The 15,834-nt window shown below is 41.4% G+C and carries 10 protein-coding genes and 1 pseudogene; 6 read left to right on the forward strand and 5 right to left on the reverse strand.

Annotated features, from left to right (window positions below; genetic code table 11):
* A partial coding sequence (locus tag ACM0OY_RS36325) for a hypothetical protein (RefSeq protein WP_414573582.1) occupies positions 1–668 on the reverse strand: 668 nt, incomplete at its 3' end.
* Positions 669–1,203: 535 nt separating this feature from the next.
* Here ACM0OY_RS36325 and ACM0OY_RS36330 point away from each other — a divergent pair.
* Positions 1,204–1,389, forward strand: coding sequence for a hypothetical protein (locus ACM0OY_RS36330; RefSeq protein ID WP_414573583.1), 186 nt, complete (start codon positions 1,204–1,206; stop codon positions 1,387–1,389).
* A gap of 372 nt (positions 1,390–1,761) precedes the next feature.
* Positions 1,762–2,079 carry a GNAT family N-acetyltransferase gene (locus ACM0OY_RS36335; RefSeq protein WP_414573584.1) on the forward strand — a complete coding sequence of 106 codons (318 nt, stop codon included), beginning with the start codon at positions 1,762–1,764 and terminating at the stop codon, positions 2,077–2,079.
* A 245-nt stretch (positions 2,080–2,324) separates the two neighbouring features.
* Here the strand turns inward: ACM0OY_RS36335 and ACM0OY_RS36340 are convergent, their stop codons facing one another.
* From ACM0OY_RS36340 to ACM0OY_RS36350, 3 genes are all read right to left on the reverse strand, one after another.
* Positions 2,325–4,472 carry a calcium-binding protein gene (locus ACM0OY_RS36340; RefSeq protein WP_414573585.1) on the reverse strand — a complete coding sequence of 716 codons (2,148 nt, stop codon included), beginning with the start codon at positions 4,470–4,472 and terminating at the stop codon, positions 2,325–2,327.
* 283 nt (positions 4,473–4,755) lie between these two features.
* Positions 4,756–7,320, reverse strand: a complete 2,565-nt coding sequence (locus ACM0OY_RS36345; protein WP_414573586.1) for a CHAT domain-containing protein — start codon at positions 7,318–7,320, stop codon at positions 4,756–4,758.
* Between the two features lie 264 nt (positions 7,321–7,584).
* Positions 7,585–11,694 (reverse strand): filamentous hemagglutinin N-terminal domain-containing protein, encoded by a 4,110-nt coding sequence (locus ACM0OY_RS36350; protein WP_414573587.1) that lies wholly within the window; start codon positions 11,692–11,694, stop codon positions 7,585–7,587.
* A 283-nt stretch (positions 11,695–11,977) separates the two neighbouring features.
* Between ACM0OY_RS36350 and ACM0OY_RS36355 the strand changes: the two genes are divergently transcribed.
* The 4 genes and pseudogenes from ACM0OY_RS36355 to ACM0OY_RS36370 all read left to right on the forward strand — a co-directional run bounded on the left by ACM0OY_RS36355 (position 11,978) and on the right by ACM0OY_RS36370 (position 14,176).
* A complete protein-coding gene (locus ACM0OY_RS36355; RefSeq protein ID WP_414573588.1) occupies positions 11,978–12,838 on the forward strand; it encodes a fructosamine kinase family protein in 861 nt (286 codons plus the stop codon).
* A 37-nt stretch (positions 12,839–12,875) separates the two neighbouring features.
* Complete coding sequence (locus ACM0OY_RS36360; protein ID WP_414573589.1) at positions 12,876–13,124, forward strand: DUF433 domain-containing protein; 249 nt, start codon at positions 12,876–12,878, stop codon at positions 13,122–13,124.
* 8 nt (positions 13,125–13,132) lie between these two features.
* Positions 13,133–13,255, forward strand: a pseudogene (locus ACM0OY_RS36365) (DUF5615 family PIN-like protein); the annotation flags it as partial.
* 303 nt (positions 13,256–13,558) lie between these two features.
* On the forward strand, positions 13,559–14,176 hold the full coding sequence (locus tag ACM0OY_RS36370) for a 2OG-Fe(II) oxygenase (protein ID WP_414573590.1): 618 nt from the start codon (positions 13,559–13,561) through the stop codon (positions 14,174–14,176).
* Positions 14,177–14,252: 76 nt separating this feature from the next.
* Here ACM0OY_RS36370 and ACM0OY_RS36375 read toward each other — a convergent pair whose 3' ends face one another.
* On the reverse strand, positions 14,253–15,338 hold the full coding sequence (locus ACM0OY_RS36375; RefSeq protein ID WP_414573591.1) for a glycosyltransferase family 4 protein: 1,086 nt from the start codon (positions 15,336–15,338) through the stop codon (positions 14,253–14,255).
* Between the last annotated feature and the right edge of the window lie 496 nt (positions 15,339–15,834).

The raw sequence follows: 15,834 nt of genomic DNA on the forward strand, positions 1-15,834 counted from the left end.
GGATAGGCTTTCTTATTATCTTCTAAATTCGCGATCGCTTGTTGCAATGTCCAACCGGGTTCAAAGCCGACTCGTACTCCATCCCAGATTAATTCGTAGCCGACTTTTTGACCGTTGAATAAACCTTCAACTTTCTTGTTGGGATAGGCTTTCTTATTATCTTCTAAATTCGCGATCGCTTGTTGCAATGTCCAACTCGGTTCAAAGCCAACTTGCACTCCATCCCAGAACAGTTGGTATTGACCTAAAGCATTGGGATTTTGGACTGGTTGAGAAGCAGTGTTGCCTGACTTAGAATTGGGTAAATTGATACCAAAATTTTTACCCTTGCAACTTCCAAATCCACATACTTCTGCTCTACCTTCAAATCTTAGGGGACTTCCTTTAACACAACCTTTAACTTGAGCGTGAGACCCGGCAACATCAATAGTACCAAAAGTTGCACAACCACCATCACGACCAATATATTGTTTCTGACTGGTGAGTGGCCCAAACTTAGCATAAAAGTCGTAACCAGCACTTTTTTCTTCAATACATACACCTATACCTTCAATATCTAAGCAACTAACCTTATCTTGTGCCATTGCAGGTTGAGCAAAATTCAATGAAAATACTGGCACACTGAAACTGATGAACGTTGCAATAAAACCTAATGATTTGCGGGACATAATTTTCTCTTTACGAGTAGATTTGTGAGACAAAAAAGCAGACTTAGAATTGTAATTAGTAGTCATGGTTTACGTTCTTTTTTTGAGTAGTTAACGGTAGAATTGTTCATAAGTTGACTTGCCGTTTAGCTAGGCAAAATTAGCAGAGTAAATCTTTCATCCTGCTGATGATTTACTACCACTGCACAAATCTGCATTGGGTAGAAATAATAACTACCTAGCTTCAACTTCTGTGAAGAGTATTTAAAGTAGTTTCAATTACGGCAACCTCCAGTTTGTTGGTTGGCGTTCTTTACTTCACCCTCCACAGAGTTACACGTTTGAGTTTTGAGGTTTATGCACTCAAATTAGAACGAAGTGAAAAAATTTTTTTGGGCATTGAGAATGTTGACTGTTGAGTGAGGAGTAAAGACGCGATTAACCCTTGTCTATACAAGAGTTAGGAGTTATTTTTCTCCTGCCTTCCTAGCCCCCTAATCCCCTTGTACTCTGTAAATAGAATGGAATTTCGTAGCAAATTATGGAGATGAGTTGATTGCATATTCGCGAAGATGACCTAACAGGTAACAAGATCGCTGAACTTCTCAGGGAACATCTCGAAAATATGAACGAGATTACACCGCCTGAGAGTGTTCATGCTCTTGATTTAGAGGCATTGCGATCGCCCGATATTAGTTTCTTTTCGGCTTGGGAGGGCGATGAATTAGGAACTTCCAAATAAAAAAATATTCAACTACTTCTTGTGGGGTAGGCGTCTCGCCATACGTGTCAACTTAAGCTCAAACGCGCAATTTTGCCTCGTTTTAGATCCCCCAACCCCCTTAAAAAGGGGGCACAAGATTCTAGTTCCCCCCTTTTTAAGGGGGGTTAGGGGGGATCAAACATCTAGGTGGTAGCTCGAGAAATTTTGAAATGCTTATCAGACTTGGCTTCTACAGACTTTTTTCTCTGCATTGTGTCAAAGATGGAGTGATAACGAACTGCAAAGCACGCTAAGGACACAAAGGAAGAAAAGAAAGAAATGATAGAAGTTAATCAGAGCAAGGGTTTTACGTTAAGTTGACACGTATGGCAAGATGCCCACTCCACAAGATTGGATAATTTATTTCCTGGAAATCCCTTACTTGGATGTGGGGCACTCAAAGAACTAGATTCAAGAAGTGGTGAAGTCAAATCAATGCATACTGCCAAGCCTCACCGCTGTAGGGGTGTCGCCTCCAAGATTCTTGAACACATTATCAAAGAAGCCCAACGGCGTGCTTACGATTGCCTAAATTTGGAAACAGGGGCTTTTCCTGAGTTCGCCCCAGCAGAAGCCTTGTACACACGCTATGGGTTTGAGTACCGAGGCCCCTTCAGTGAATACATTGATCACCCAAATAGTGTATTTATGACGAAAAAGCTCGCTTGATTTGCTGATGTAAAAACCAGCCCTTCACCGCTGTGAAGGGCTAGTAGTTGATATCATGAACTTATCAGACTAATCTCTAAAGAATTTTAAACAAACGTGAATTCGACGGTTTATATAGTCTCCGTCAACTAGCCCAAGAAAAAGACTTCTTCCTCGTTTTACTACGTAAAAGTGTCCCTCTCCTAATCGGAGAGGGACAGAGTTGAAAATTAGTTTAAGGCAGGAAGAGATTCGTGTAATTTACATTAAATAAGTTGCATATCTGTACTAATTGCAAAACCAGCAGGTTTATTCTCAATGGTGGCGAATTGAGTCCCTCCAAATAACAAAGCACCAGTAGTATCGTTGTAGCTGAAATTGCTGAAGTTAGTGATACCACCGAAACCAGTTTTAGAAATCTGAATTTTGTCACCTTCAACCCTATTGAAGTCTTTGATGATGTCCAAGCCTTCTAGCTTCGAGTTAAACACAAATTTATCTGCGCCAATACCACCAGTGAGGACATCATTGCCAGCACCGCCGTTGAGGACATCATTGCCAGCACCGCCGTTGAGGACATCATTACCAGCAGCGCCGACGAGGTTATCATAGCCAGTTCCACCAGTTAGGCTATCGGCCCCGTCACCACCGAACATGAAAGTCCAGTAGTTCGATGCTACTAGCACATCATTGCCTGCACCACCCGTGAGTACTGCAAAATTTCCGCCTTGTGCAGTAATGAATTCTACGCCAGTGAGGATGTCGATACCTTCGTTACCGTTGGTAGTGACATTATCAATAACCTGTAAATCGCCATTGTTCAAGAAAGAGATTGTATAGTCTGTATAATTTCCTTCATAGTTAACGGTATCATAGCCGCTACCGCCGTTGAGGATATCATTGCCAATACCCCCTTTGAGGGTATCATTGCCAGCATCGCCATTGAGTGTATCATTGCCAGCACCGCCTCTGAGGGCATCATTACCAGCACCACCACGCAGGATATCTGCATATTGTGTGCCTGTGATATCAAATTTTTCAATACCTGTGTGACTGAGTAGTGCATTATTATTCAGGCGGCTGAAGATGCCATTTTCTCTAACGTCTACACCAGCACCATTATTCAAATCAGTGTAGTCGGCTATTAGCATATCAGCGCCAGTACCACCATCTACAGAACCATCTGAATCAATAAAAGTATCATCACCAGCCTCACCATAAAGATAATCATAGCCAGTACGACCTTCAATTTGATCGTTACCAGCACCACCAAACAGGCTATCGCTGTCAGTACCACCACGCAGAACATCTGTGTATTGTGTGCCTGTGATATTAAATTTTTCAATGTTGCTATAACCAAGTACGCCAGTCCCAGTGAGGCGACTGAAGATGACATTTTGCCCTAAATATCCTACATCTATACCAGCACCATTATTCAACTGACTGTAGTCGGCTACTAGCGTGTCAACACCTGCGCCACCATCTACAGAACCATCTGTATCGATTACAGTATCATCACCAGCCTCACCATAAAGATAATCATAGCCAGCACCACCCTCAATTCGATCGTTAGCAGCACCACCAAACAGACTATCGCTGTTAGCACCACCACGCAGGACATCTGCGTATTGTGTGCCCGTGATATTAAATTTTTCAATGTTGCTATAACCAAGTACGCCAGTCCCAGTGAGGCGACTGAAGATGACATTTTGCCCTAAATATCCTACATCTATACCAGCACCATTATTCAACTGACTGTAGTCGGCTACTAGCGTGTCAACACCTGCGCCACCATCTACAGAACCATCTGTATCGATTACAGTATCATCACCAGCCTCACCATAAAGATAATCATAGCCAGCACGACCTTCAATTTGATCGTTACCAGCACCACCAAACAGACTATCGCTGTTAACACCACCACGCAGGACATCTGTGTATTGTGTGCCTGTGATATTAAATTTTTCAATGTTACTATAACCAAGTACGCCAGTACCAGTTAGGCGAGCGAAGATCGCACTTTGCTGGTTGTATCCTACATCTATACCAGCACCATTATTCAACTGGCTGTAGTTAGCTACTAGTGTGTCAACACCTGCACCACCATCTACTGAACCAAATATATTATTTAACGTGTCATCGCCGTCATTACCATACAGGTTGTTATTTCCGGTACCGCCATACAAGTTGTCATTTCCAGCACCGCCATACAAGTTATCATTTCCATCATCGCCATAAATTATGTCGTTACCAGCAGCACCAAGCAAATTGTCGTTCCCAGTTCCACCATTAATGGTGTCATCTCGATCTGCACCAGCTAGGTAGTCATCACCGCCTAGTCCGTTGAGTATCCAAGGTTCACCATTAAGTCCAAAGAAGGTGTTATTATCGTTGTTGCCAGTATAAGTTTCCATAAGTCCTATAAACCTTTTGTTGAGTCAGTGTGTAAAGAAGTCTGGTGTTAGCCTTTGAACTTCTTGCTGAGTTACACGTTGCACTTTTGAGGTTTATGCACTCAAATTAAAAAAAAGCCAGAAAAATTTTTTAGCAACCCATTTACTGGAGTTTATAGCGGTTCCCAAGCAAATGAGGTACAGAAATTTATAGGGGCAATGCTGCAATTTTGAGCTAACAGACAATATGTGCGAGCGTTGGTTAACAAGGCAAGCACTTTGGTTAACAAAGTAAATTATTTTACTACAGCCAATTTCCCAGCAAAACGTAAGCCGCCCAATGCACGGGATGGCGATAATCTGGGTCTTTTAACAGAGACAGTTGGGCTTGCCGCAGTGCTTCTGCCTTTGTCACTTGCTTAGTTGCTAGCTCTTTATAAAATTGACCAACTAGACGCGCCCCCGATTCGTCATCTAAACTCCAAAGGGAAGCTAAAGTACTGCGTGCGCCTGCTTGAATTGCTACGCCAGCCAGTCCTAAAGCGGCGCGTTTGTCTCCCTCGGCAGTTTCGCAAGCACTGAGAACGAGTAATTCAATTGGCTCAGGTGTAGTTTGCTCTCTGCTGCGAAGCAAATCTTTCAATTCGTTGATTTTAATTGGTTTATCCCAAGCCAGCACAAAGGTTTCATCAGCATTGGAACTAAATTGACCATGAGTTGCCAGATGCACCACAGAAAAAGGTACTGAGTCAATCTGTTTTCGTAATGCTGCACTAGTAAATGTCTGATTCAGCAGAACTTCGCTAGGAACTTCCGACTCGATTGTTTTTAATTCGTCGCTGACATTTGGTAAGGAACTAAACCCATGTCGTGCTTCTGTCAGTCCAGCAGCCAAAGTTTTTAGCTTGCTTTGGCGCAAAGGACGCGGCCCTAGTAGCTCTAACCCAGGCGTAAGTGCAATACTGTATTTTTCTACCAAATAATTATTACCATCATATAAAGCAGCTATTGGTACATTCCGCAAAGCACCATCTAAGATGAAAACCAATGTTTTCACCTGACTTTGAGCCAGTTCTGCTTCCACAGGGCGAATTAACCAGTCGTAAACTTTTGCAGATAATAATTTCCCCTCAGGAGTTGTAAAGGGTTTTTCTAAATTTTCTCTAAGTTGCTCTATGACTTCTTCTACTTCAGGTTGACTTATTTTCGTGGCATAGTGGCGTAGTCCCTGCTCAGGTAAACTCAGAATTACTTCTAGTCGGTCTGGGAGAATGATGGGATAAATTACTGTTGCTGCCGACTGTTGAATTTGCTCAATTTGTACTATCTGTCCTTGTAGGCAAGCTGAACGAAAAAAGTTGTCAAGTTCTGCCAGTTGTAGAGATTCAATTACCTGACGGGCTTGTATTAGCTGTTCCTGACTAGATTCTGGATTTAAAAGTAATTGTACATATTCACGATATACAGGCTCTACAGCTTCACGAAAGGAAAATTGAATGTCACTGTTAATCGCCACCAAATCGCCACGCAGAGATTTTAATGTTGTAAAGGCGACTTCATAAGCTGATGTTGCTTGCTTGATTTCACCTTGGGCTTTTAAAATTCGTCCTAATTGCCATTGCCATTGATAGGCAATATGTGGAGCATTAATGGCTTGAGCTATTTGTAAAGCCTGTTGGGTTAAATCTTGAGCATTTGACCATTGCTGAGTTTGTTCGTAGAGTCCACCTAGATAACCCAAAGCATAAGACTGTGCTTGTCGATCGCTTAAATTTTCAGCTTCTTGAATTGCGATCGCCAGTAGTTTAGCAGATGTAGCGTTTTCTTTAGTTCCCAGTTTCACCAAACTTTTCGCAAAGTTGATGCGAGAGTAAATTGTTGAGCGACTAGGAGATAGATTACTAAACTTTGGTTGGAGTTCTACCGAAAGATTTTCGGCTTTTTTCGTTTGTCCAGTTGCTATTAATAGTTGAAGTTGATTGATTTGAGCTTGAATCTGCGTCATGCTGTTTGCAGAGACAATATTTGCAGCCTGTTCGTAGTATGCCAATGCTGCATCTGTATCGCCTTGGGCATAAGCTGTGTTACCCAGGCTGAGTAAGGTGGCGCTCAATTCTGGTTGTGATTTACTCGCGTTTTGTGACAACTCCAAACTTTGTTGCAAAATTCTGCGAGAATCAGCGAAAGCGCCCACTGATTTGAGAACGTTGCCTAAGCTACGCAGTCCTGTAGTTTTTAACTGTTCGTCTGGTTGATTTTCTAATGTTTGTTCTACTTCTGCAAGGGTTTTACGAGCTTGGAGATAAAGCCCCAGAGCTTGTTGGGCTTGAGCTTGATTAATTAAACTGCCAATTCTGCCTTGTGTATAGCCTGCTGCGGTGTAGATAGTAGTTGCTTGTTGCCAAGTATTGAGAGCTTGTTCTGTTTTACCTTCAGCTAATTGCAAACTTCCTTGGGTGTTGAGTGCTTGGGCAAAGATGAGTTTTGTTTGTGGTGTTGCCTGTTGTGAGTTTTGGATTAAATTCAAGCTAGAGCTAATTGTCTGTGTTGCTTGCTGCCAGTTTCCCAACTGCTGATAAGCTAAGGAAAGATAATTTAGCACCATAGCTTTAGACGATGGATTATTTTCTGCTTTGAGTGCTAACTGCCAAATATTTATCGCTTCAGCATATCGTTGTGCTTGGTAAAGTTCTCTACCTTGTTGAATTAAGTTTGATTCTTGTGCAATTTTCTCTTTGCTAACTAGAGGTTGAACTGAAGAAGCTATAACTTGCCTCAATTCCAGCGTTAAAGTCAGACTTACCCCTAACAGCATACAAAGCACAAAAGCTAGAGCTTGACGCCAAAATCTCGGCTGTTTTTTTGCCATCTGAAAGTCCAAGATTAGAGAACTCCAAAAAAAATTATCCAATATACCTCTTGCATAAATCGAAAATAAGAACCCCACCCCGCCAAAGCTACGCTTTGTCTCCCCTCCCCTTAGCAAGGGGAGGGGTTGGGGGTGGGGTGTTAGGGACTTTTGCAAGAGGTCTAATTTCTGGATTCGACTACGACTTTCCCTCCCCCTGCTCCCTGCTCCCTGCCCCCTGCCCCCTGCCCTAAAGCGATAAGATATTTTTTTACTCGAAGTCCCTTAATTTTGGGCAACCGGACAGCTAACAGGTGTGAGTGAGGAACTGTGAGGGGTAGTATTGGGAGCTTGAGCTACAAGGGTAATAGTACCATCAGGGTTAGTTACCCATCCTTGAGCTTCAGCGATCGCATTCGGTGTTTCTGAAACCAAATTTACCTCTTCTTGGGAGTCACTTACCTTTTCATTGAGCAAAGCATGGAGTTGTAAATCTTCCCAGATGGCATCACTGCTAAGTGGCTCAATGGGGTTAGGTGGCAAACCTCCACGTCCAGTGACTATAAATTCACTTTGTTGATTAGCTGTTGCTTCTGGACTAGTTCTACAGGTTTGGGCGATGAGTTGGGAAGCATCTACTAAATTGGTGGGCAAATTCACGAGTCCGTTACTGGGGTCTACATCTGCTGTATTAATAACTACCTGTTCGCTGAATGAGGGATTGGCTTGGGAAATGGCAGTGATGTCACTTGTAGGGAGCGATCGCGGATTTAGTCTATCGGGGTCATTAGTCGCCAATAGTCTCTCTAGATCCGAACGACTACGTGGTGTTAGTCCAAAGATTCTTTGAGTAGTAATATCAACTCTGCCACCATTGCCACTAAAAGCATTGGCGGTAATATCGTTATTTTCTGAAGCCACAGCAACAATAAATGGAGATTTGATAGAGATGTTACCTCCATTACCACCTGCTTGGGTAGTTCCCGCAGTTGTTGAGATGGTGCTGTTACGCCTTAATAGCAACAGGTCTGTTAGTTGGAGTTGAATATCACCGCCAGTATTACTCGCTGTTTCCGCAGAAATGACAGCTTGGTTATCGAGGGTTAATTTTCCGGCTTGGATATTAATAGTACCGCCGATACCAGTACCTTGATTATCAACAGCAATTTTAGCCCCATCACGAATCATCATCACCTTGGGGTCGATGAAAATGTTACCACTGTTGCCAGTAGAGTTAGAATTCGTATTGGCAAAAATTCCGCTGCGATCGCCTGCTAAATATACCAGTTCTAATATCTTCAAGTTGATATCTCCAGCATCGTCACTGCTTCCCGTTGTTGTGAGTAGCTTTCCACTATTGGTAAATTGTAGGGTATTTGCAGTGACTTCAATATTACCTGCTTTGCCCTGTCCAAAAGTTGCGGCATTTACTTGAGCATTATTATTAGTAATAACCAAATTTTCAGTAGCGATCGCAATACCGCCGCCACTACCAAATCCGCCATTTCCCACAGTGGTAAATATACCTGTGAGATTTGTTGTACGGCTACCAGCATCCAATATTACTGAATCAATAGTATTAATTGTGATATCACCTGAATTTCCCCGTCCAAATGTGTCGGCAGCAATTTGAGACCCATTGCTGAGGAGAAGTGTCTTGGCAAAGATGCTAATATCACCGCTATTACCTATTGCTCCTGATAAAACTTTACTAGATATATCACTTACTAAATTACTGTTATTACCTGAGTTCAATATAACTGCATCATTAGCTGTAATCGTTATATTACCTGCGTTTCCTCGCCCAAAAGTACTGGCATCCAAAAAACCACCGTTGGTTAATGAAAGCTTACCTGTGCGGATCTCAATGTTACCACCCTCACCTTCACCGTTTGCTCTGACTAGACTGAGGATACCACTAGGAAATATTGGTTGAAGTGGATTAATTCCATCAATTAAAACGGACTCTGTGGTAGTAATTGTTATATTACCAGCTTTACCTTTGGCATTAGTACTAGCGGTGATTTGTCCGCTATTAGTTAAAGCGAGGCTGCGGCTAATAATGTTAATGTTGCCAGCATTGCCTTGAGCGTTGTTATCAGTTACAGCACTAATTTCACTGCCAAAACCAGTAAAAGGACTAGCTCCATCTACAGTAATACTATCGGCGTTGATTTGGATATTACCTGCATTTCCCATACCTATGGTGGCGCTATTGATGGCAGCACCATTTAGAATCGCCAATTTCCCGGTAGTTAGATTGATATCTCCACCTTCTGCTGTGGCATCAGAGAATACAACACTAACCACCGCACTTTGATCGCCATCGAGAAAAATGGCATCAGTAGCGTTAATCTTCACATTACCGCTATTTCCTTGGGCAAAAGCGCCGGTTCTGACTTGGGCTGTATTTAGAATAGAGAGGGTTCGCGTGGAAATATTAACATTGCCTCCAGCGCCTGTAGCTACAGAGAAACTAGCTGCACCACTAGGGGTATTATTGGTACTAAAGCCACTAAATAAAATGCGATCGCTGGCTTGGATTGTTACATCTCCTGCTCTCCCAAAGCCAGAAGTAATAGCAATTACCTGAGAACCATTTTCAGCCGAGAGTGTATCTGTAGTCACTTGGATATCACCGCCCTTACCCATCGCTCCCGGTGCAACCTGACTAATTATTCCCCCAGCAGATCCATTACTCTGTCCATTATCTAGGAAAATTCTATTGGCAGTGATTTTTAAATTGCCACCATTAGCTAAATTATCATTGGCGATCGTGATATCTGCGTTATCAGTTAAGAACAGGGAATCGGCTCTAATATCAATATTTCCTCCAGTCAATGGTGAATTAGTGTCAGTGTTAGCCAAGCTATTACTGAAAATGCTACCACCAGATAGCGATATGTTACCGTCACTTTTGAGTGTGATGTTGCCACCCAACCAGCCCTCAGAAGCGAGAAAATTAGAGCGGATGTCTCTATCTGCAATGAGAGTTATGTTACCAGCATTACCTTGTCCGAGTGCAGACACATCTACTGTATTGAGGGATATATTGCCGCGAGAGTTGACGAGTAAGGAGCCACCTTGTAAATAATCTGTTACATCTATCCGGTCAACTATAATATTTCCGGTCAGAGAGGTATTAGGTTGATACTTATTCGTTAAGAAAATCTTACCGCCATCTTCCTCTAAAAAATCAAAAACCTGGATACTGCCAATATTAATGTCGGCACTTGTAGAATTGTTAAAAGTGGGTGCAACAAAAAGCTGTCCAATAGTGCTATTTTGTGGTAAAGTTTGCCAGTTAATTCCTGCTCGAATGTCAAGGATTGGTTCAGCACTGCCATTAATATTAAGGGTACTACCATCAGATAAGGTAATAGTTTCGGCGATCGCATTAGCTAGGTTATCTGGACGGAAAACTGTGATGTTACCTGGAATTTCCACCTTACCCCCAGCGAAAATGTGTAAAGATGCTCCAGTAAAGCTAGCAACAGAAACATCACCATTCGCCCTAATTATGGGGCCATAAGGACTAAACAAATTACCAAGATTGCCATCCAACTCCTCAATACGAAAATTCCCGCCACTCCAGTAATGAGCATCTCCGCTTACTTGGGTGCTGGAACGAAGTATCATATCCCCACCTGAAAAGAAGCCACTGTCAGAATGATCGAGAGCAAAAATATCTACGCCTTCATTGCCTTGAATGAGTAATGTTTTTCCTGCTGTCGCAATAAAAGGATTAGCTGTAGCATCACGCACCTGAATTTTATCCAGTGCGTTCAGCATTAAATCTTGTCCCGCTTGCAAGCTTCCCTGCAAGTCCAGACTGTAAGCTGATAATGTGAGATTTTGCCCTACTACCAAATTTCCACTACTGGTAATTGTCCCTACCTCGTTTCCTAGTTGTAAGCCTGGGTTGAGATTAATAGTTAGCAGAGGTGGTGCTTGAGGATTACTAGCACTAAACGCAAAGCTATTGCCAAACACCAAACTATCAGCTGTACTCGCTACAAAAGAACCTGCAACATCTAACCGTGCATTTGCTCCAAATACAATACCATTGGGGTTAATGAAAAACAGATTGGCATCACCCAAAACTCCCAGCGTTCCCAAAATATTGGAGGGGTTATTACCTGTAACTCGTGTGAGGATATTCTCTATTCCTGTGGGGCTGGAAAAGTAAACCCGTTGCCCATCACCAATGCTAAATTCGCCAAAGCTATGAAATAGATTTGCTCCTCTGACTGCACCACCATCAATGCGATTTCCTATTGCCCCTTTAACTTCAACACCTGGAATTAAGATTGATGATTCACTACCCAATGTGCCATCAGCTTGAATTTCAGCGAGGACACGGCTTTGTCCAAAAATTAGACAAGTGAGTGCCAAAAGTGATAATCTAAAAAGTAACAATTTGTTGAAAAACTTAAACAATTTTTTATCAAAAAATACTAATTGTTGTTATAGATATTACCATAAAGTATCGTTGGGTAAATTAGAGAGGAAGGAGTGAGAAATGGGGAGTCAAGAGATGAAGGAGATAAGAGAAATGAGGAAAAGTTAAAATTTTGTTTATCCACTTCAAAGACTCATTAATCGAGTTCAAATACTTCCTTATTCCCCCATCTTCCACTCCCCACTCCCTACTCCCTACTCTCTACTCCCCATAATTATGTGGACTCAAATCGATACGCATATTACCCAAATAACTGGTCAAAAATTTCAAAGTCAGCAACGGCGATCGGTTGGTGGCGGATGCATCAATCAAGGTTATGCTGTCTCTAATGGTGAAATAACGTATTTTGTCAAGCTAAACCAAGCCTCACAACTTGCAATGTTTGAGGCTGAGGCACTGGGGTTAGAGGAAATGCTACTAACGGCTAGTATTCGCGTTCCCAAACCTGTTTGTTGCGGTGTGGCTGGTAATTCTGCTTACATTGTCCTTGAATGGTTGGAAATGGGAAGCGGTAACTCCAAATCATGGGAAGAGATGGGACGCCACCTAGCAAAAATGCATAAAGCTAGTAAGAGTCAAGGTTTTGGTTGGAAAATTAACAATACTATTGGTTCGACACCGCAAATCAACACTTGGACTCCAGATTGGGTGGAATTTTATCTTAAACATCGCCTGGGTTATCAATTTCAATTAGCAAGGCGGCGGGGGGGGAATTTTCCTCAACAAGATCGGTTATTAACAGCAGTTCCTGAATTGTTAGCAAATCATCAAGTGCAACCTTCCTTGGTACATGGCGATTTATGGGGTGGAAATGCTGGGTGTACTGTGTCGGGAGAACCGGTGATATTCGATCCAGCAACTTATTTTGGCGATCGCGAAGTTGATATTGCCATGACAGAATTGTTTGGTGGCTTCCCAGCAGCGTTTTATAAGGGTTATAACGAAGTCTTCCCTTTAGATAAAGGTTATGAGCAAAGAAAAACACTTTATAATCTTTATCACATTTTGAATCACTTCAATTTATTTGGTGGTGGTTATGCTTCCCAAGCCAACCGCATGATTGACCAAATTTTGTAATGAATAAAACTTGGAGGCTATTACAGGTAAATACATAATGAGTACAAATAATTTGCTTTCTCGAATTTCTATAGACCCAAATATCTGCTTTGGTAAACCTTGTATTCGCGGGCATCGTATTTGGGTATCGCTAATTCTGGATTATTTAGCTAGTGGAACGACTATTGAAGAGATTCTAGAAGCATATCCTAGTATAGAAAGAGAGGATGTGCTTGCTTGTATTGCTTATGGCGCTGAAATGGCGCGGGATGTATTTGTAGAGATTCCTTTAACTGAAAAAAAGTAAGCAAATTCGTGAAATTAAAGCTTGATGAAAATATCGATATTCGTGTTGTAAGTTTATTGCGTTTGGCAGGGCATGATGTCGCCACAGTACCAGGTCAAAATTTGAGTTCTGCGCCTGATGAATTAGTAATTAGACCTCTTGCAAAAGTAACTTTTGCAAGAGGGGGGAAAGGGAAAAGGTTAAAGGGAAAAGGGTTTTTATGAGCCGCTTTCCCCTTTACCCCTTACCCTTTTCCCCACTTCTGCAAGAAGTCTTATGATTACCAGAGCAAGCAAAATGGCTACCCTTTTCCTTCCAGAATTTATTTTTTTCCTGCAAAACTAAGTTGCGTTACAGCTTTGGTATGACACACCGCTATATGGCTCAATTTACGAGTAGCGAAACTTGATTTTTATTATGTCCAGTTAAAAAGTATTATTTTGCCCAAATCTACCGTGAAACACTATCAGCAACAACCCAACGCATTTCCTAGTGATTACTTAAATAATTTGTGGGGAGAAATCCAAGCTTGTTCTTATTTTTCTATCAACAATCTCAACCGTGATTTTGTTGCCACAAAAGGATTTTCGATAGTATTTCAGCGTTCTGGCTTAGCAACCGTAGAACAGCAGTTTCCCTACTTCAAACCTTATTTAGATTTAGCTCTCGAGCCAAATTGTAATGCTTTTTACCTCAATCCTTTACAGTTAAAAGAAGGCTCTCGTGTCGATCCGCACATCGATCGCTCCTTACGTTCTTACTGCAAAACTATTGAACCACCTATACTTGTGAGTGTGCTTTATGTGCGAGTACCTGCTGATATGCAAGGAGGGGAATTAGTACTGCGATCGCACAAGCGTCAACTTGGACAAATTAAGCCGCAAATTAATACTTTACTTTACTTTCAGGGAGATTTAACCCATTCTGTTAACGCAGTCAAAACCTCTGGCGATCGCCTCAGCTTGGTTTGCGAACAGTATAATTTAAGTGAAACTGAACTCCAAGAAATTCCAGAGTTTACTATAGAGTCAAGAAAAACTCAGTCTACAAGTAAAAAGAGAAAGTCATATTAAGTAGAAGGCAAGAGGCAAGAGGCAATTAATTTTAATAATTCTTTATTGCCTATTGCCTGTTCCCTATTCCCTTTCTTTAAGTGCGATCGCTACCTAAACTCAGCAAATTACGGTAGCGCCCATTGTGAGCAAATTTTTCTCCCATGATTTGTTGATAAACTGCTTCATAGCCATCAACCATGTTTTCAATGCTGAAACAGTTTTGTACATATTGGCGGCAAGCATAGCGGTCTAACTCTGTTACTTTGCCAATAGCACTAATACACTCTTGAACACCATCGCACAGAAAACCTGTTTTACCGTGGGAAATTACTTCTTGGGTAGATCCCAATCTCATCGCAATCACAGGCGTACCCGAAGCCATTGATTCAACCATCACTAACCCAAACGGTTCTCGCCAAGTGATGGGAAATAAAGTTGCTACTGCACCTCCCATCAGTGCATTTTTTTGAGCATGGTTCGCTTCACCTAAATATTGAATTTGCTTGCCATCAATCTGTGGTTTGATTTGTGTGTCAAAATATTCAACATCAACAACATCGACCTTACCTGCTATTTTCAAAGGCCAACCAGCTTGTTGAGCAATTTCTATGGCTAAGTGTACTCCCTTCTCTGGGGATATTCGACCTAAAAATGCTAAATAAGGCGGATTTTTTGGTTGGGGGTAAAACTCATAATTGTTGATATCAATTCCGTTGTAGACCGTTGCTACATAGTTTAGCCCTAACCTTGGTTCTCGTTGTGCATCAGAAATGCTAACGTATGGTTGTTTTTTACCAAAACTAAACATCTTTTCGTTATCAGGGGTAAAAATACCATGCAACGTATGAACCGTAGGGGTTGTGACGAGATTGGCATAGGGTAATGCTGCATACCCCATATGGGAATGAATAATATCAAACTCTGCTGCTCGTTGATACACTGAAGCTAGTTCCAGCATTTCGTAAATGCTGTAATCTTTGATGGTGCGATCGAGTCTCAGAGCATGGGGATGAACGGACATTAGTTTTGCCAAACTAATAGAATCTCCCGATGCGAATAACGTCACTTCATGTCCGCGTCGCACTAGTTCATCAGTTAGCAACCCCACTACTAACTCTATGCCACCATAAGCGGGAGGCGGTACTCTCTCCAATAATGGGGCTACTTGGGCAATTCGCATTACAAACCTCCTAAAAAATAAAACTTGAATCACAAGTATTGTCTTTCTGTTTGCGTAGTGCCTATACTTTATTGACTCACTAACAAGTAACTCAAGTTACGAAGCTTATTAACAATTTCATCAAAATCTTATGCTCTTACTTGAATATTTTTCGTCTACCTTAGTAAATAAATTAACCTTTCCATAGGAAGTAAATATATTTTGATTTATAAGATTTTAGTAATATTTTTATTTAGATAATTTTGAACAAATATATTTTTTAAAATTCGCCAAAATCTATATTTATAGCTGATATCAGGCTAAAAATATGATATCAACTTTGTTAACTATTTAATTTTCAGATGTTAATTAAAAAAAATGAGGTTTTAGATAGCTAGACACTATTTTTTTTACAATTACCAAGGATAATTACTTGTGCCAAAAGATAGATTTTCTCAAGGAAGTAAGTAAGTCGGCGGGGAAATTTATAACTATGTAACGAAAAGTTAACCGTAGA

Source organism: Nostoc sp. CCY 9925 (assembly GCF_963920935.1).
Classification (GTDB): Bacteria; Cyanobacteriota; Cyanobacteriia; order Cyanobacteriales; family Nostocaceae; genus Nostoc.

Excerpts from the sequence above, each read along its gene's own strand:
- ACM0OY_RS36340 (WP_414573585.1), bottom strand. The coding sequence starts at position 4,472 with ATGGAAACTTATACTGGCAACAACGATAATAACACCTTCTTTGGACTT.
- ACM0OY_RS36345 (WP_414573586.1), bottom strand. The coding sequence starts at position 7,320 with ATGGCAAAAAAACAGCCGAGATTTTGGCGTCAAGCTCTAGCTTTTGTG.
- ACM0OY_RS36355 (WP_414573588.1), top strand. The coding sequence starts at position 11,978 with ATGTGGACTCAAATCGATACGCATATTACCCAAATAACTGGTCAAAAA.
- ACM0OY_RS36360 (WP_414573589.1), top strand. The coding sequence starts at position 12,876 with ATGAGTACAAATAATTTGCTTTCTCGAATTTCTATAGACCCAAATATC.
- ACM0OY_RS36375 (WP_414573591.1), bottom strand. The coding sequence starts at position 15,338 with ATGCGAATTGCCCAAGTAGCCCCATTATTGGAGAGAGTACCGCCTCCC.